Raw genomic sequence first — 21575 nt, forward strand, 5'->3', positions numbered from 1 at the left:
GATAACTTAATTACAGCCGATCTCGGTGGTTTACTCGATATAACTGGGGGCTCGGGTTATGACCGTATTGTTTTAGATGCAATTAATTCTACAGATGTCTTACAGTTAAAAGATTCTGCTTTCCTTTATCGTGATCGTCAAATTAGTTTCAATAATGACATTGATTCAATCGAAGTAACAGATATCTCAAACTCTACGATTATGCGTTCTGATGCTGGTTACTCGTGGGGGGCAACAGGTCTTAAATTGACTGCAAGTGGCCTTTTAGATGTTACTAACGCTGAGCTAACTGCACCAACGGGATATTTTAATATTCAATCAGTTGGTATTAACGGCGTGTTAAATACCACACTTGAGCGCTTTACTTTAGTTAATACCGGTGCGGGTGCTAACGCCGATGTTGTGATTCGTGAAACTGATAGTCTGATTATTCAAGACGGTGAACGAGGTGCTAAAGGTGGTATTTATGCAGCCAATGGTGGTCAGATTGACATCGAGCTTGCTGGCCGAGAGGCATTACTTGACTTAGCCAGTGGTGTCATTGCAGCCGTTAATGGTGGTGATATTCGCTTAATTGCTGATGATGTCGATTTCCGGTCTGGTGCAAATGCTGTCCGTGGTAGCGGCAACTTATTGTTAAGAGCTCAAGACGCATCTCAAAACTACAATATTGGTGGTGCTGGTCAGTCAACTTATGGCCGTGATTTCTCTGTCAGCGGTAATACCGGAGCAATGGAATTAGGGATGGGCGACTTAGCAGCCCTGAGCAGCGGCTTTAACTTAGTTGAAATTGGTCATCAGGCGGCTGGTGTTGTGATGTACATTGGTGATGTCGAAGATGCTACCGTTGGCAGCTTCGATTTCAGCGCCCGTTTTAATGATGACGCAGCGCTTTATGCCGATCGTATTAATATTGTTGGTGATGTTCAGTCAACTGAGTCGTTAACGTTTAATGCGCGTTTAATGGAAGTGCTACGCACCAACATTCATGATCCAATGGGCTCTCCTGACTCAGGTGTGTCAGCTCAAGAAACTTATATTAATCTAGCGGAACAGTTGGTTATTACGGGTTGGATTAAAGGACAAGACCTAGTTCAAATAGACGTTGAAGGTTCGACCGGTCAAGATGCCTTGGTTACTTATGGTAAAGAAGCTAACTCAATTACTGCAGATAAAGGCAGTGTAGTAATGACCTCTGCTGATAATGGTCGCATTGTGATGAATACATCTGCGTCTATTATCAGTGCAACAGCAATGTTCGTTGAAGGCGCTGGCGCCAGTATAAATGTGGACGCTGGCACTGGCATGATCTTGCTAGAAGGCGCTGCATTAACAGCGCAAGGCAATAATGCGTCGATGACCTTGCGTTCAGATAATTATTTACACCTTGATTCTGGTGCATCAATTGTTGTTGGTGCGCGTGAAGAAAATGAAAACTGGGTTATTTCAGGTACTAACACCGAGCTAAATATCGACACCGCAGGTGAATTACGCCTAGGTGGTTTCATGGTAACTGCTGGTGAAATGAATTTAAATTATGGCGAAACATTTAATGATTACGCCGCTTACTTCGATACTATCCCTGGTAAGACCCTGGCTTCAGATGATAACGCTAATGACTTGATCATTAATGCCCTAAAAGCAGGTACTATTTCAGCTGAATTAGCGGCAGTACTGGCCGGTGAAGGTTTGACACTGGAAAATGGTGCAAGCGTTACTTCGATTGCCAATTTTACACCATTTAGCGCGCTGTCAGATGAGGCTAAACTGCAAGTTGCCACTACGCTAGGTTACACTTTCTATCAAGACGGTTTGTTCTATAACCCAAGCACGAATCAATCTTTTGATGACATTTCAATTGGTACTGTAGCACAAGCACAACAGACAGCTTATGCACAAACACTCGGTTATCAAGAGCTTAATGGAACGTACTTCTTTAATGATGTGACCGGAACATTAAAGTCTACTTTGATTGAAGGTGACTCGGCTGATTATAGTAATCAGCAAATTGATTGGGCTGAATACGGTGTGTCAGCGCCGAGTGATAATGCAAACTTTGCTAGCTTAACGCAGGCTCAAAAGGAAGCTGTTGCTAAATCATTAGGGTATAGCATTGAACCATCATTTGAATTCCAGCGTATCGTAGCAACTGGTGAAGCGGATGATAACCGTTCTACATTTGGTGCTTATTACTTCGATGCTGGCGCTGTTTGGGGAGACGATGGCGCTCCTGCAGCTGACGCGACATTATCCCAATTGACGATCAATCAAAAAATAGATGCAGCTAAATATCTATCTTACTTCCCTGAATACGATATCAACGAATTAGATTGGGGTATTTTAGCGACGCCTGATAGTGACAGTAGTTTTGAAAATCTGACTACTGCGCAAAAAGAAGTCGTGGCAAATGCATTAGGCTTTGGTTCAACCATAACTGGTTATTACTTTACTAACCTCGGTGCTTCAGATCCTGAAAAACGTATTGTTACTGAATTTGAGCAAGGTGTTGTTACCGATTATCAAAATCATAATATTTTCTGGGGCGATGTTACCGTGCCTAGTGAAAATGCAAGTTTTGAATCTCTAAACGCTGAACAAAAAGGTGTTGTAGCGGCCAGTCTAGGTTATGAACAATACACTGGCACAAATTACTACAAAGCTGATGCCGTTATCGGTTCACAGATCAAAACTGGCTTTGTGGTTGCCAATCAAGTTGATTACGACCTCGTTAATTGGGGCGGCGTTGGCGAGCCTGAGGACGAATTTTCGAGCTTTGAACAACTTGGCTTTAGCCAGCGTCAGTTTATTGCTGAATCTTTAGATTATACCTTGTATCAACATCAGGTTTTATATAACGCAAATGCTGATGTTGACAATGGAGAGGCCTTAATTCGCACCGACTTTATCGAAGGTCGTTCTGGCGATTATGAAGTTGCTGATATTACTTGGGGCGAAATACCAGAGGCTGCTGCCTCAACAGCATGGGCTGATTTAACAATCAAGCAGCAGGATCTTATTTTAGCGAAGCTAGGTTACGTACGTTTTGACGGCCAAGTGTGGAGCAAAGGCGCAGATTTCAAATTAACGTTTGTGCAAGGTGAGCTATCTAAAACTCTTGATGAAACGACCAATGAAGACATTTATGCATTAGTTCAACAAGATGGTTCTGATGCATTTGACTACCGCAATTCAGAACTGCAGTGGACTGCAGTTCAATTTCCTGAACTTACAGACTTAGACGAACAACCTCAGTTTATAGATCTAACTGCAGATCAACAGTTTAGAGTATTAGATGCGTTAGGACTTGAGTGGTATTCAAATCCTGTTTACTTTAATGCAACACCAGACACTGCGTTGTTCCAAGAACATGTAATGAGCGGATTTACCGCGGATCTACATTATCAAAATGACAGCCTTAATTTACAAACCAGTGAATTAAAAGAAAATCGTTGGTTAATCAACGATGGCACCAATGAATATTTAGTTTATGCCTACGATGAAACCTTTGATGGTGTTGTTGATGAAATTCAGATCCAACAACCTCATGAATTAGTAGGTCAACGTGGTTATGGTTTCTTGTTAACCGGTACGTTGATAACGCTAGGTGATGGACAAGGTATAACTGTTACTGGTGAGCAAGATATTATTGTTCGAGGTGATATTGATTTACGCGGCGCTAACGCTAACCTGACCTTACAGTCAGACAGCTGGATCTATTGGGAAGGTAATGCGGCAGTCACCGGTAATATTACAATGCAAGCTGGCGTTGCTTTAGATGGCACCCCGATTGGTGCTGCTGGTGGCGCTAACTCTGAAGGTGTAAGTCTTTTCGTTCATGAAACTGCAAGACTTAATACCTTAACAGCGGGCTCAAGTATTATTTTACATGCCGGTCAAGACGCGATCATTAATGGCTCGGTTGTTGCCGGTGGTATTATTGGCAGTACTGGTGTTACTTGGCTTGGCGATGGTGACTCCGAAGTCTCTGTAACTGCTGGCCAACGCATTTATGTTAATAGCGCGATTGCCGCAAGTAAACTCGTTAGCTTAACAACGACCTCTGTTGCTGGTGCAGACGATGACGTATCGATTAAAGTAACCTCTGCTGGTGGCTTGACGGCTGCGGGTTTAACCTCAGACAATTCTGGTGGTTCAGTGATTGTTGATGCCAAAGGTCATGTTGAGTTAGTTGGTTCTGTTATTTCAGGTGGCCATACCGTATTTACCGGTGAAGGCTCGACTATCGAATGGTTCGATGAAGATTCACAGGTTAGTTTAACAGCCTCTGGCCAGTTGTATCTAGGCGGTCAGGCACGCACCGAGTCAGGCGGTTCAGTTGAAATTGGCGCAACCATTCGTGCTAATCAATTAATTCAGCTGGAAGGTGGCGCGGGCCGTGATGGCGACGGCATCGGGGTTAAAATGCCTGGTGGTACCCGTATTGCGACGAGCAATAGCGACGGTGAAATTCAGATTAAGTCGGCTGATGATGCCCAATTATTTGGTTTAATCGTTTCTGGTGGTGAAGTAGTTGATCATTATGATAGCCGTGGTTTGTATCTTGGTACAACTCGTGAGTATGGCAATGGCGCGTCGACCATTACGGTCGAAGCAACTAAAGGTCAGGTACGTTTAGGTCGTGACTTGTATGCAGGAAGCCTTATTGATGTACGTGGTGGTATTGCAGCCCAAAGTGCTGTTGATAACTATGCGGACCAAGGTATTGTTATTTATGGTTCAAGTAAACTTAAAACTGGCCTTGAAAACTCCGAAATTAATTTAAGTTCAGCAGGCAACCTAACTGTTTTAGCCAGTGCATGGACCAATGAAATTTTTGCAGATGCTTTCGTTGAATTTGCTGATGGAGATTTAAGCGCTGACGTTGTTATGAGTTTGACCGTTGACTTGGGCACTCACAAGGTCTCTGGTTTAGTCACGATACCGAAATCAGCGACCACGACTAATACGGGTACGAGCACATTAAAAGAGGATATTAAATCTGCACTTTATTCGACTCAATTTACCGTGGTTGAATCGTTAACTGGTGCTCAGGCTGTCGGCACTGAACAAACATTAAATGATACTCAGTTGCAAGTTCGTTTAGAAGATGGTCGTTTAAAATTGACTAGCGCCAAAATCGTCAAAGAATTTAGCCTTAACCACAGCGGTTCAGTTGGTCTTGAACGACTTGGTTTTACTCAGGCCACGAGTAATGATGTTGCATCTAACGGTACATACGCACTTGATGCTAGTGCCAAAGGCTCTGTTGTTAATCTGGGCAAAGCAGGAGCAACAGGTGGTAAAGTTACGATTAACAATCACGTTGTTGGTCATGATGCGGTTAACTTTTTATCGGGTTCAACCGGTGATGGTCTTGAGTTACAAATATTAGGTACCTTAGAAACCCGCAGCGGTAACATTGAATTAAACCCTGTTGGAGACTCAATCTTAAAAGGCAGCTTAATTGCCGCAGGTCGTGATGCCGATATTATTATTAATGCCAGCCGTTCAATCGATGTTCGTGGTGATCTTACCGCTGACCGTGACATTATTATTAATGCGGGCACTGGCGTTGAAGCCGACGTAATCAGTATTTATACTCACTCATCTTCAGTCTTGCAATCAACGGGTGATTCAGGCCGTATTGTTATAACCGGTTTAAATGATGTAACGATTAATTCTAATATTGGTAAAGACAATACAGGATTAACCGAAGTTACGATTACCGCGGAATCGGGCACTTTAACTTTAGCGAAAGAAGCTGGTGACATCGAAACAACGAGCGAGCTAAACCTTAAGGGTAAAAATGTTGTTATTGAAGGTGTCTTAAATAGCTTACGTGCGACGGATTCGTTAGCTGATTACGAAGTAACAATTCAAGCATCTCAAGATGCATCTATTTCTGGTAGTTTAAATTTTGCTGGCTCATTGCTAATAAAAGCTGGCCGCGATTTAAGTATTTTTAATACCAATATAGCAACGTCGGCAGCTAATCAGCGTTTAACCGTTGAAGCCGGTCAAGACATATTGTTAGGTAATGCTAAGCCAACGGCTGGTGATACCCAATCGTATGGCACCATCATTGAAGCTGATCGTTTATTAGAAATGGAAGCATCGGGTCAAATTATTCTGGGTTCTGATGCCCAGTTATTTTCTCAGGCCGATGATAGTAAGATCAAGCTTAAAGCCTCAACGTTACAATTGATTGGTAGTATTCAAGCTGGTGCTTATTACGATCACAATCCTGCAGCCGAACAAGCGATTGTTTGGAGCGGTAACGATGCTACTTTGGACTTACGTTCAAATAAAGCGACTTATATTGGTGGTCAAGGTCTAGATACTTCAAAGGCAGTAATAGCATTTGGTGGTCACCTAACGGCGACGGGAGATATCGTTTTACGTGCCGGAAAAGATGCCAGCGGTGTCGGGGTTACGGTTTCAGACGAGAGTTCAATAAAAGCCAATGCTAATCTTTATGACTTGGCGAATACTAGCGATAGCTCAATCGAGATAAACTCGACCGGTCAGTTACAACTAAGCGGTATTATCCTCGCTGAAGATACGGGGGCAGATATCACCCTTTCTTCTAATTCACTTGTCATGATTGATAATCGTATTTATGCAAATGATCAGCTGACCATTTCTGGCGGAACGCATTCTTCTCGAATTGGCGTTTGGGTTAAGCCAAGCGTGTTAGGCAGCATAGGCGGTTTATTAGATACTGCCGCTGATGGTGATATTTCAATTTTAGCCAACGATGGTATTTATATTCAAGGTCGAGTAGGTCAAATTGATCTGTCAAACGTCAGTGAACCATCAGTAACCGGCACTGCAACTATCCAATCAAGTTCGGGCGATGTGACCTTGGTCGGTACTATTGATGTTAAAGACGATATCCAAATTTCGGGTGGTCAAGTTAATATCTTGGCGGGTGGTTATGCGTATGCAACAGCCGATCAATCACAAGTATTTATTCAAGCGCGCAATGCCATTTCTTTGTCGTCAGCAGCAGATGTGCCAGTTGAAAAGAATCAAGCAATTATAGAAGGCAATATGCTGGTTCACCTTGCGGCCCCCTTAATCTCTGTAGCTGGCCTTATACAGGTGAATAATGCAGATGGCTTATTGTTATTAAATGCAGATTCACAATTGACAGTAACAGGGAACGTTACTTCTGAAGGAGATGTTCGTCTGCAAGCCGGAGTTAATACCAGTGCTGCGCGCAATGTATTAGAAGGTGTTATTGATGTTGCAAGTTTAGGTGATGGCCACATTGAGTTGCTTGCTGCTGGAACTGTTGATGCAGAGGGCGATGTCACGATTAATACGGGGGGCGAATTTGAACTCCAAGCCTCAGCCGAAGTAAGCGGTTTAGTTGATATTAAACGACCGATTATTCAAGTGATTTCTGAAGAGATTGATATCGTAACTGGTAGTCGTGAGGTCGCGATTGGCACAATTCAGGTGCCTGTTATCGAATGGGTAACGACATCAACGATTGAACAAATTGGTGAAGAAAAAGTTGTTGTTGGTAATGAAGTTGTTTCAATGTCAGTGACGCTGCAACAATTGGGTTATTACAACCCTAATGCCAGTGCTGGCATGGAGTTCCGCGAGTTCTTCATTGAAGGCATCGACTACTTTAATGAAAACGTTACTTGGGCAAACGCAGGCATATCAAGCAGTCTTGACGAGCAAATTAGAAATAGATCAGCCAGCTCTGTTACTGGCGATTACAAATCGATGGACTACCGTACTTTCTCTCAATTAAATGATGCCCAAAAACAAGCGGTCTTAAACCATCTTGGGTATATGCCAGTATTCCAAATGGCATACACTAATTTGCAATTAACTGGCAGCTATAACGGCACGGCTTATACCACCAATGTTGGTGAAACGACCCCTTGGGGAGTTGTTTGGAATGGTCCTGAATGGACTGCTAATGCCAATGATCAACAGTATTACCATATTGATGTTGATGGCTGGAAAGATAAATATGTCCTGATGCCAAAAGGCGCACAAACAGATATATTACGTTTGGTCTCAAGTAGTGTTGCAAAATATTTAGTTAACGATAGTAATGTCTCAGGTAGCGACACTTCCGGTTCATGGGTTGAGGCGAGTTCTTCAGCGTATGTTTCTGGCACTATAGGAGAGTGGGTCGGTCAATATCGGGATAATGCCAATGTTAGCTATGATCAACAAGGCTCTCGTTTTACTGCAAGTCAATTAAACTCGTTGGCTAGCGGTTATAGTGATGTTGATTCTAAAAATCAGTATGGTGATGCTATTTGGCAGACTAGTTATGATTGGCAGACTGGTGATCGTGTGTTTACCATGGCAGCGACAGATCAAAGCGGCACAATGCTGTACGATCCGACATGGACTTGGAAATCGACCACAACAGTAACTCAAAATCCGGCCGTTGACGCATCTTTTACATCGACAGTCGCTCCTAGCGCTACTTGGTATAAAGACGGTGTATATCAAGGGCTTAAAAGCACCTATTTTACTAACAATATAACTGCAGATAATCAGTACTTTGATGCCTTGGCATATGATACTGCGAGTTTAACTAAGCTAAGTGAGAGCTCTCACCAAGAGAACGCTGCTGGTTTCAAATATTGGACTGCTTACACAACTAATTATTTAGGTTATGTAAATAGCTATAGTTATTCTTCATGGAGTTGGACTGATGATAAGAAAACAAGGAAAAGTTGGGGTACAGTTTTAACTCTTATTAGTCAACATGATGACGTGGAAACAAGATCAAAAACTGACGAAAAAGGCTGGACCGAACGAGATAATAAAGATTATTGGGTACGTTACCGTGATCAAATAGAAGTTAAAGTTACAGAATCCTTTAAAGATTATACCTATGAGTGGAAATCAGACTTACACAATATTTACGATCAGCGAATTCAGCTAGAGTACAACATAACGTATCAGTCTGATGATCGTTTTGACTATCGTCCTATTTACGCTGAGATAACTCAAGAGCAGTTGGTTGAGAGTTCAGAGTCACAAACTGTATGGGAAACTCGCCAGACAACGACCACCGGAATTGTCAATCGTACTGTGGTAGGTGAAAAAACGATAACTGGAACTGGTGCAAAATTTAATGATAATTCTATTGAAGCCAGTAATATCACCATCAATGCTGGTGGTAAATCAACCGTTAGTGGTTTATTGAGTGCAGAAAATAATTTAACCATTAATAGTAACGATAACTTAACTGTCTCAGGCATCTTACCCGATGATGCAGCAATTGCTTCTCAAGCCAAATTGGTGGCGGGCAATGAGTTGAGTTTACAAACAAATAATAATTTAGTGTTGGCTGATTCGGCCTTCTTAAGCGCTGCTACTATTACACTAGACTCGGCACAAGCGATGACTATTGCCGGTGAAATTGGCACGCAAGACTCATCAGACACAACCAATACGCTGTCTGTTACAGCGACTGCTGGTGGTGAAATATCATTAAAAGCGGCGATCATCGCCGATGATTTAATTGATTTAAAAGCAGGAGAGTCAGTAAGTCAATTTGGCGGTATCGATGCCAACTTACACGCTAGCCTAGTAACGACATCAAATGACAGTCTAATTCAGTTAACGGCAGGGACTTACGGCGGTAATATTACGCTTGATCAATCGGCGTTAACGGCTGGTGGTGCGTTGTCAAATGTGAACATCTCAGCGATAGAAGGACGCTTTGAACAAACAGTTTCACAAACATTGATAGATGGAAACTTAGTCAACATACAAGGTCTAATAACGGCTCACAAGTTATCAGTTATCGCAGATAACACCCTAACAGCCAATAGCAATGTCACGACGGTTGATTTAACGCTGCTAGGTTCTGGTGATATTTCATTAGTCAATCAGGGCAATTTAACCCTAAGTAATGTGATAGCAGCAGATGGTGCGATAAGCATTACTAACTTTGGCGCGTTGACGGTAACTAGTGTCAAAGCAACTGGCACATCCGATCGTAATGATATCAACCTAACCACCTTTGATACCAATTCTGACAGTACGATAAATGCGGATATATCTATTGGTACCTTAACAACGACCGAGCGTGGCGATATAAATATTAGCGCCCAAGGTAAGGTATCGCGTAGTTCTGTTGGATCAGATAATATTGTGGCTGATCAGTTAATCATCAATGCCATGGCGCCCATAGATATTAATACTGAAGTTAATGCTGTAAGTATTAACACTACAGTTGCTGGAGACGTAACGCTAAAGCAAGACACTCGCAGCTTAACCGTTTTTGATACTAAATTACTTGATGGCAGCTTTACGTTAGCTGCGGCAGGTTCGGTAACAGTTGACAGTATTTTACTTGCTTCAAACAAAGATGCACGAGATGTAACTATTGAAGCAATTGGTGATATAGCAGTTAATTCACTGGTGGCAGGGGTTTATCTTGAAGAAGGAGAAACTCGTGCTATAGAGAACGGGAGTACTGAGGAAATCAGTACGACGACTCAAGCAGGAATTGATCAGGGGCAGATTAGCAAAATTAGTTTTAGTGAATCTTACGTTCCTGTGGCTACAACATCATTGAGTGTAAATGTTGCTGGCGAACCAGTAACGGTAGCAGTGGGGGATACGGTTAACGGTTTAATTGTTACAGCTAACTGGGAGAGTTTGTTAAATGCATTAGGCCACTCCCTGGTCGAATCCGCATCAATAGTCTCTGCTACTGTTGATCAGTTAACGAAAGAAATTACGGTAACTGGTGTGAAAAATACAGCGTTTACCTTTGAATACAGTAACGATATAACGCTTACATCGGTTGCTTCAGCCGGTATTGTTAATCTGACTTCTACCACGGGCTCTGTAATTGAGGGCAGCGCTGACTTAGCGGTAGATATTGTGGCTAAGCGTCTTAATGTTAGTGCGAGTACTGGAATTTTTGGTTTAGAAGTAGCCTTAAATGAGCTTAATGCCGAGACTGATAGTGGTGATATTTTACTCACTGAGTTTGATGGTCATTTAGAAAAAACCGTCGGTCTTAAAGTACTTAATGCAAAAACTAGTATCGCTAGCAACGGCCGTGTAGAAATTATCGCAGAAAATAATCTGTTGGTTACAAATTCGGCGTTAGTTCAAGGACAATATGTTCGTCTTGAAAGTCAATTTGGCGATATTCAAGTGAAAAATCCAGTCACTAATAGCTATGGTATCAATCATGGAAAAGGCATTGGTTTTAGCGCGGTTAATGGCACGGTCGATCTGTATCAATTCTTTAATGCATCGGAGTCAATGGAATACCGCGCAGGAGAGAAGTTCTTATTTGGTACAACACCAACTACATTTAATACTAATGGCACAGTTGACATTTTGGGGAACCAATCAGGCTTGTTACCAGGCGACTTAACGTCAGATTCAATTATTATTGAGTCGGGAGAAGTATTATCTTTAGACGGTACTATTACAGTAAAAGATCATTTGGAATTAATTTCAAATAAAAGTGTAATTGTGACTGGTGATATTACAGGTAAAGATAACAACCAGATCGGCACCGTTATTATTACCGCAAAGGGCGCTGCCACATTATCATCAGTCGTTGATGTCAATAAAACATCTGATAAAACAGTGGTAGAACAAAATACCGGTTACATTAATATCAAAAGTACATCGCTTGATGCAGCTTATTTTGACCTACGTGCTAAGGAAGATATTTATGTTGGTTTAACCAGTAACTGGGTGTTAAGTGGCTTTATTGGTGGCCTTGATAATTATGATTCAGCACAAAATGTCACGTTAGATGTTGAGGGAACTTTAACCGTTACTGGCGGTATTGTTGGTGCAATTAACAATATGCAGGTACAAGCAACGTCGTTAACAATGGACGGCGCATCGGTATTTATTGCTGACGATTTAGCTGTTACCGCTAACGGCGCTATTAATGGTGATATTGATATTAATACCCTCGTTGGCTCTATCACGGCTAACTCAACGTTAAGTGGCTCTATTACGATTAATGAAGCGGATTCACTATTTGTTAAATCGGTTCGTGCCAACGATGGTGCAATTAATATTGCGGCTGGTGGCAACTTATGGGCTCGTGATGTTCAAAATATCGCGTCAGGTGATGACATTACGATCAGTGCCGGACAAAACTTATATATTGACCGGATTGAAGCGGCTACGATCCAAGGTGCTGAAAAAACCGCTGGCAATATTATACTTGATGCAAAATTCACTATCGCAGAATTACCAGCGATTAATGTTATCGCGGGAACGGACCAAAATTCTGATGATAATTGGAAAAATTATGTCAACCAAACTAGCGGCGCACCGCAGGTGTTATCGTCTTTAGCTTATGATAATACTGATGCCGATGCCTTTGCTTATAGCATAACGTTAAAACAGGGCGAAGGTACAGCTAGCTTTAAAGAGCTTAAATCAGCACAAGATATTGGCAGCGATAGCCAAATTGAAACCCGCACGACCAAGTCAGGCATCAGTGTTAAAACTGGAAAAACTAGTCAAACAGAAAGCGGTTTAGCGACATCTGGTGGCGCTGGCGCAACGGGTGATACGAGTACGACGACACAAGCTGGTAACAACCAAGCTCAAATTAGTAAAATTAGCTTCAGTAATTCTTACACGCCGGTAGCGGGAACATCATTAAGCGTCAGCGTGGCTGGAACGTCAGTGACGGTTGCTGTAGGTGATACGGTTAATGGTGCTGTTGTTACGGCTGACTGGACAAGTTTGTTAAATGCATTTGGCCATACACTGACCCAAGCAAGCTCAATTGTTAATGCAACAGTGGATGTTTCGAACTTAAATATCTCTGTTACCGGGGCTGAAAATTCAGCATTCACTTTTAACACTGCTACAGTGATTGAAACTGAACATCTTGATGTTTCTGCTGATTTACTTCGCACTAATGCCTTACTTGAAGCCGCTGGCAACTTACAAGCTCAAGTATCTAACATAACCTTTGAAAATGCAGCGCTGTTCAATAACGGAGTTTACACCGTTAACTTTAGTGCAGTTACTAATACGACCAATAACAGCCAAGTTTATGCGCCGATCACAATACAATTTAGTGCTGATGAAAATGCAACATGGACCGAAGTTTTATCTGGTCTAAAAACAGCGATTGTTAACAACCATGGTTTGTTCGATACAGCGGATGTAGTCGTTAATACCACCACACGTAGCTTAACGTTAACAGCCAATAGCGCCAATAAAGAATTTAACTTTAGCAGTGCGGCAGGTAAAGCAGATACTGTTAGCAATGATACGGTGTATCAAACCACCTTTAATGGCCAAACCTATACAATTTACGGCAGCACAGCAACTCCGGCTAGCGTAGCCGGAGCAGTCTCTAGCCCTGTTAGTAGCTCTACACCAGCTGATGCACCACAGGTCGACATCGTCACATTTGAGGATGTGACTCCGCTAGCTGGTTATACCTATAGCTTAAGCGCGCTAGGTTCTAACTATACCTACACAGCGGATACTACGCCGACATGGAACGAGATACTTAGCAGCTTTGAAACGCAAATTAGCAGCGCTCACTCTGCAACTGTTACTGTTGAAATTAATTCAACAGCGCGAACATTAACACTCACTGCAATAGCTGATAAGGGTCGCTTTACATCGGTAACTAATGTTGATGTTAAACATGCGCAATTAACGGCTAACGTAAGCATTGTTGATTTACAGACATTGTTTTCTCAGCAATTAACAAATAATGGCGTTGCTGTTACCAATAGCAGTGAAAGTTTGCAGCTTCAAGCTGCAACAAACACTCAAAAGCAAGTATCGTTGCTTGCATTCAATCAAGATATTAATGCCCTTGATTCGTATCAAGTCACGATTGATGGTAAGACTTATACAGCAAGCGCTACCGTTATTACTACTAATCCTGATGAGACTACGACTACTACTACATATACCGCAGCTGAAGTATTCAATCGTCTTGAGCAGCTACTCGAAGCTGATGATTTTACAGTAACGACTGATGCCACTGGTATGATGATAATCACAGGCACGGCTAACAATACGCCGTTTACTATCGATTGGGCAGGTCAGTTTACAGAGTCTGCAACAAGCACCTCAGTAGTGACCGATGCTGGCATCAGCGCAACAGAAGTTCGCATGACTCAACTAAATCCATCTTCAGCTGTTATTGAAGGTGATGTCTTTAATATTGTGATAGACGGTATTGCGTTAAGTGTATCGGCCACTGCTGGTAATGATGCCAATGCTATCGTTAACAAACTTGTTACGGTAATAAATACTAATCCAACCTTGTCTGCTAAATTAACCGCCAGCAATACCAATGGTGGCCTAACGGTGACGGCGGATGTAATCAATACATCCTTTACTCAAACTGACCTTGTGGTAAATCGAACCGTTGTGACGGAGCAAGATGGCACTGTAGCGACGGCAGACTCACAAGCTGCTGGTAGTCTGCAAAAGCAAGTCTCTAACGTTGTTTTCTCTGGCGAAGCAAAAGATACATTCACTTACACTGTTACTATTAATAGTGTGGCCTATTCTGCTAGTGGATCGAGCTGGTCAGCGATATTAGCAAGCCTAGTATCGAAAATTAATGATGCAGGTGTTGCAACGGCAACATCTAATGTCTCGGCCAAAACACTTGAGCTAACAGCCGATGTGGCAAACACCGCGTTTAGCCTGTCTGCTGAAGCTGATGTTGGTACGATTGCGTCGACTAAGATTGACGGTGACTATGTCTTAATCTTGCCTGTTCGTGGCGCAGGTAACTTTGCTCTTGAAGCTACAGGTGCTTTATCAGTGGTTGCATTACCGACTAACCCAGGAGAAACAATTGTGCTTTCTGCTGGCAATGACTTGGTCGTTGTTGAGGAAATCAATGTTGGAAATGGCGCAGTTAATTTAACGTCAAGCACTGGTGGTATTGCATTAGGTGGTACGATAACCGCCAATACACTGACATTGACCTCGCAAGATAGTGTCGCTGTAACCAGTAAAGTTAACAACCTTAATATTGATATGTCAGGTGCTGGCGATGTTAGTGTGACCCAGCAAGGCAGTGTTGTCATTAATACGTTAACAATGGATGGTGGAGATTTATTACTTAACATCGATGGTGATCTAACGATTAATGCCTTCACGGGATCGGGTGGTAATGTCACGATCAATGCAACAGGCAAAGTGACCTTCTTAAATCCAACCGCAGCAGCGATGTCTAATATGACAATCGTCGCGGGTGGTGATGTTACTGGTGTTATTAATACCGATAAATTGAGCGTAACTACAACGGCTGGTGTTATTACTTTATCTAATACTGGCGCTGTAGTCGTTGAAGAGATGAGCAATGGCGGTAAAGAAATTACCCTAAGTTCAACGGGTGCTATTACTATCAATAGCACCTTGAATTTGGCAACAGATTCTGACTTATCGCTATCAACCACTAGTGGCGCTATTTCAGTTAATCAAACTATTAACTCTGATATTGGCAACATTAATATGTCTGCTGCTGATGGCTTGAACTTGTCTGATGAGGTGGAAATTACGTCAACTGGAGGTACGGTAAGTTTAAATGCTGGTTCTGGTGCATTAACCATGAATGATCAAACTGTGGTCAATGCTGGTGCTGGCCAGGTAACGTTAATGGCTAATAACGATATCAAGTTAGGTAAAATAAGCTCATCTTACGTTGGTGACTTTACAATTACGGCAACCAATGGTGCGATTGTTGATACAGGTGATGGCCAGTTAGATATCAATGCGGCTAATGCTAACTTAGTTATGACCAGTCTTGCTGGTATCGGCTCTGGTGATGCCTTAGAAATTAATGTTGCTAGCCTAGATGTTCGCAATATTAAAACAACGGGCACAATTGAAGCGACTGGCAACATTGAACTTGAAAATAAGTTGGCCTTAACCATTAGTCAGGTTCAGCAGAGCGCGGCGGGTGAAACTAACATCAGTACTATCGATGGTGCTATCACGATTAATGGTAGTGGTATCACTGCAACGACGGAATCTGTATTCATATATGCAGCAGGAACTAGCGCGTCGATAAACCTTCAAGCTGATGTAACAACGACAACGGCAGAAGATAACTCTGTCAATATTACTGCCGAAGGCGGTGATTTAATCTTAGGCGCAGGAATTAGGGTTAATGGTTTGGGCGACATTCGTCTAGCGACCCCCGCAGGCTCTGTATTAAATGATCAAAACATCTCAACCAATTCTGATTGGCGTTTATCTGATACAAGCTTTGATGCTGAAATAGAATGGGCATTGGCTAATGGTAACTTTACGGTTAATCAGGCGACAGGCGAAATCCGTACCGCCAAAATTGAAGATTACGAAATCGTAAACCATCTTGCAAATGATCAAGTGTTACGTGCAGCTAATGGTGCTTATATTCAAACTCAAGGCCAATTAGTCATTACTGTAAAAGATAATATTGGTCAAAACGTAACCGGATTCACCTACAGCCCAATGGCTATAGTCGTTGATGTGGCTGAGTTAACGCTGTCGAGTAGTGAGCGACAAAATATTTCTGTTGTAGCAACAGGTGAAGTTTCTGTTGTTGAAGATTCGAAGACAACAGATGAAGTTCCTGCTGTTGAAGTTTCGAAGACAACAGGAACCAAAGGCGGCAGTACCGATATAAAAACCTTAAGAGGTAATCAAACGATTGCAGCTTCTGTTGATGCTGGTGGTGAAGACATTGTTATTGTGTCGAATCAGCTAAACATCACCGAAGCTTTACGTTCTTCTGGCGCCATATTGGCCGTTAAACCAATTGATGTTGATCGTGATATCTTAATCGGCGAGCTAACGAGCGACAGTAGTTTTGTTGAGAGTGAGCTGTTACATATTGAAAACTCAGAACTGGCACAGTTGCAAGATGGTTTCAGTGCCATCGTTATCGGAGATTATAATGTTAGCAGTAATATCTATATCGGTGATGAAACACAAACCAGTCAGGACGTGGTGTTTACCGACAACCTAGTACTTCGCAATAAAGCACTAGGCGGTAAGATTTATATTAACTCTGATTTAATCTTAACCGGTGATTCGTCGCTGTTGATTGACGGTTCCGGCCATACTGCGTATTACTCCGCTAACACAACCGCTGACGCCAACATATTAGTTGATGACTCTATCGTTATCACCGGCGCTGCTGTGACCAACCCTATCGTGATTACCGCGGGCTCTGATGGCTCAGGTCAAATGCAATTAGGGACTAACTCTGGGCATACCTTAAATGGTAATGGCGATGGCATTGCTGATGAATTAAGACTAGTTGCACCAGATAATGTAGTGATTTACGGCACGGTTGGTAATACCGACGCGCTAGAGAAATTGACCATTGTCGGGGTTAATGGGAATAACCCTGATAACGTGACTTTCCACAGTGAAGTGACGATGGACGGTGATTTAATCATTTATGCTGAAGGCACCGTGACATTTAACCAAGCGGTGACCATTAATAATGGCGGCGACTTGCTTATTTATGGCGCGGCGCACGTTGTTTTCGAAAAAGGTATCAATCTTAATGGCGGCGGTAACATACTGCTTGAAGGAGACGAAGTTAGCTTAAAAGGTGGCCAAGAATCAATTGTTGGTACTGGCACGTTAACCATCAGACCATCAACGATTAGCTTAAATATTGAGTTAGGCACACCGCCATCAAGTGTCAGTTCAAATACCCTTAATATTGATAACACAGAAATTCAATCATTTGCCGATGGTTTTACCAAGATTATTTTAGGCCATCAAGACTCAGGGACTGGTCATGCATTAGCGAATGCTGGCAATGTGCGCGTTGGTGCGATTAACCAAGCTGAGCAGCCAACCTTACGTGATAGCCTTGAGGTTTATGGTAATAATATTACGGTCGAAGATTATAGCAATGCCAGTTATACCCTGCAGGTATTAGGTGATATTAGCTTCGATGCAGTGAATAACATCACGGTTAGAAATACCATTGAAGCGAGCAATGCGAATTACAGCGCACTGTCAGATATCACGCTATATTCTCAATCGGGTATTATCACGCAAGAAAATGCGACTGGCGATGGTGTTAGTGACGAATTAATTATTGCCGACAATATAGTGGCATCAGCCCAAGACGGTATCACGCTGTTGTGGACGGCGATGAACACCCTCGATGCCATTAATACCGGTGATGGTGATATTACTATCCATACCCAAGCGTATGATTCGACGACAGACTCAAGAGATTTAACCAGCGACGTTGCGATTAAACGCTTATGGCAAACGGATGTGACCAAAGATAGCAGTATCACGCTAAGTACCGATTTTGGCGATATTGTTGTGTTATCAGCAGCTAATGGCGGCGCAGGTATCACCACGGCTGGCACGGGCGACATTTTATTGGTTGCCTCATCAACCGCTAATCAATCAGGTGACGATCCATCATCAGTCACTTATAAACGTCTTGATGATGGCCAAACGATTACGGTTAATCATGAGATAACCACCACGACTGGCGCGATTACGTTATTGGCCGATGGCCAAATAAGCAATGCGTTAGCAGGAGTCATCAGTGCCACGGACGCAGGCAATATCACGTTGACCTCGCAATCGGCTGACATCGCCCAAGGTGGCAATGTGTTAAGTGATGGCGGTTTGATCAGCTTTACTGCTGATACCGATATCGTGATGGCTGATGGCACCTTAACTGATGCAGACACGGGTTCGGTGATTTATAGCGCTGGCCAAAATATTAGCTTAAGCAGTGTTAATGCCCAAACGGCTATCACCATGACCGCTGGTAATACGGCCGGTACTGGCGTTGGCCAAGTGGGTTATATTCGAGCGATTAGCGGCTACAGCGGCACGCATAACCTGGCCGGTGAAACGGCAACCGTTCGCTTAGCGGCTGAATCGGGGATCGGTACTGCTACTGAAGCGTTAACCTCGCAAATTGGTGGCTTAACCGCAACCAATACGGTCAGTGGTGGTTTATTCCTGGCTGAAAGTACAGCGCTAGAGATTCTAAGTAGCGGACTGAGTTTATCGGGTATTGGCAGTGATGCCGTTATTACACTCGGTAACGGTAGCTTGACTGGCCATGGTAAAATTCTATTACAGGGTACCTCAGGCAATTTATTGATTGATGCCCAAGGCGCTGGCAGTGATGTCACCCTAAATGACAATATTGAATCGACCAACGGCTCGTTAAGTATCTTTGCTGCCGGTGAACTCATTTTAGGCAATGGTTCGACGGATATGGTCGTTAGCACGTTACTGGCTAATCAAACCATTCAATTGCTGGCGTCAGCTGGCGCGGTCACCATGGCGGCCAACGCGACCGTTCGTACCAATGCGGGTAATGTCCGCTTAGATGCGGGCACACATGTGACCGTTGGTTTAATCGATGTGAGATCGGATAGCGACCGCAGCGCGACACCCGCGGCATTAACTGGCCAAGCGGGCTGGGGCGCGGTTGCGCTGGTTGCTGGCAATGGCACCATTACGGATGCGGCAACCAACGGCGATAACCTGGTTGATGTTTATGCCAATAGCTTATCTCTCTCAGCAGCACTTAATATTGGTGAGGCGGTTGATCACCTTGAAACCGAAGTGGCGACTGTTGCAGCTCAGGTTGCTGACGGTGGTATTTATGTCACCGAGGCGACGGCGCTAACTCTAGGTACTGTCACCGACATTATTGTTAATCAGGTTGCAACCAACGGCAGCGCAGCAGCTACCGTCGCTGGCACCAGCTTGTCAGGTTTGTCTGTGATAGCGGATGTCAGCAATGACAGCAATGATGATGTGGTTGTTCTTAATAAAGCGGGCGATTTAATTGTCGAGCAGGCTATCAGCCTTGCTGGTAACAGCAATATTCGCCTTGACGCGCAAGCAGGTGGCTTGAATGTTAATCAAAGTATTACCACAGAGACGGGGCACATTAGTCTCTTAGCCAATGGCCCGCTGAATTTTGCTGATGCAGCAGATATCACAACGGGCAATGGCGGGATCAGCGGCGATATTAATGTTCAAGTGACCGGCACCGACAATACGCTCACCATGGCTGATGGCACGATCTTTAGCACAAACACTGGCGAAATCCGCATCGCATCAACAGGCACTATTACACTGGGTCAGTTAGATGCTCGTTCATCGGCTGATAAAAGTGGCAATACACTGACTACGCAAAATAGCTGGGGCAATGTCAGCATCATCAGCACAACGGGTTCTATCGTTGATGCAGGCAGTGCTGATAATAGCTCAGTTGATATTTATTCAAATAATTTACGTTTACAAGCCGCGGCGAGCATCGCTCAGGATAATAAGCCGTTAACGCTCGAGTCAGCGACCTTAAGTGCGCTCGCGACAACTGGTAGCTTATATCTTAGCGAGCAAACAGCGTTAAACCTAGCCTCGACGGCTGTGATAACTGCCTTAGTGAAAACTGATGGCACGATAAGCGGTTCAACCTCGGTTGATGGCACACAAGACAATGTGGTCAGTGGCGCCAACTTGGTACTGACATCAGAGACTGGTGCTATTACGGTAACGGGCATGATAAGTGCAGCGGGTAACTTACGTATTGCAGCGCAGGGTGCAGACTCTGACTTGACCATCAATGGCGGCATCATCAATACCGCAGGTCACTCAAGCTTATATGCGGGTCGTGACTTATTGATTAATGCCAACATTAGTCAGATGGGCGCGGGCCAAACGATAGACTTGCTAGCCACACGTGATATGACCCAAGCGAATGGCACGACGATAAGCACAAATAACGGCGATATCCGCATTGAAGCAACGACAGGCACAGTAACTAGTGACCTGATTACTGCCGGTAACGGCAACGTGGCACTTATTGCGGGCAATGACCTTCAAGATTTAGACGGTGGCAGCTTAATTAGCGCGAACGGCCTGATATTAAGTGCCGGTAACGGCGTGGGCAGCAGTGCAAATGTCTTCAATACGGCAGTGACTACGGTTGCGGCCAGTGCTGGCGGTGCAGGTCTGTTTATCACTGACACCAATGGTCTTGTGGTTGGTGATGTGACCGTTGCAGTACAGCGTGTTGATACAACCTCATTAGCGGCTAATTTATCTTCAACCAGTGAAGACATTACGACCAGCGCTAATGGTGCAGTGGTAATAACAACCACGTTGGGTGATTTAGTGCTTAACGGCGGCTCAGTGACAGCATTACACAGCGTAACAAGCGCTGGTAATGTACGTTTACAAGCGATTGCCGGTGCAATTAGCTTACATAGCGGTATTGATGCGCAAGCAGGTGATATCACGTTACTTGCAGCAACGGGCTTAACGCATACAGCGGGTAACATCAGCAGCACAACTGGAGATATTGATGTTGAGGTTGTTGGTGATGTGACCATGAGCGATGGCGCGACAGTAACGACCATCAATGGTGATATCCGTTACGCGTTAACGGGTGATTTATCACTGGGCAGTTTAGCGACGAATACTGGTAACATCAGCCTGATTGCTCATAGCATAATAGACAGCGGCACGGGGGAGACAGATTTAAAAGCGCAAGATTTAGGGATTGAAGTGACTGGCGCGACCGGTGGTTTTGGTCAAAG

General features: G+C 43.6%; 1 protein-coding gene (only partly in view). It reads left to right on the forward strand.

Going from position 1 to position 21575, the window contains the following annotated elements:
* Nucleotides 1-21575 carry part of the coding region annotated (locus tag HRU23_17585; protein NRA55953.1) for an LEPR-XLL domain-containing protein on the forward strand (this coding region is incomplete at its 3' end). 14565 nt of the annotated region lie to the left of the window's left edge, so 21575 of the 36140 annotated nt are shown.

The organism is Gammaproteobacteria bacterium, assembly GCA_013214945.1.
Classification (GTDB): Bacteria; Pseudomonadota; Gammaproteobacteria; order Enterobacterales; family Psychrobiaceae; genus Psychrobium.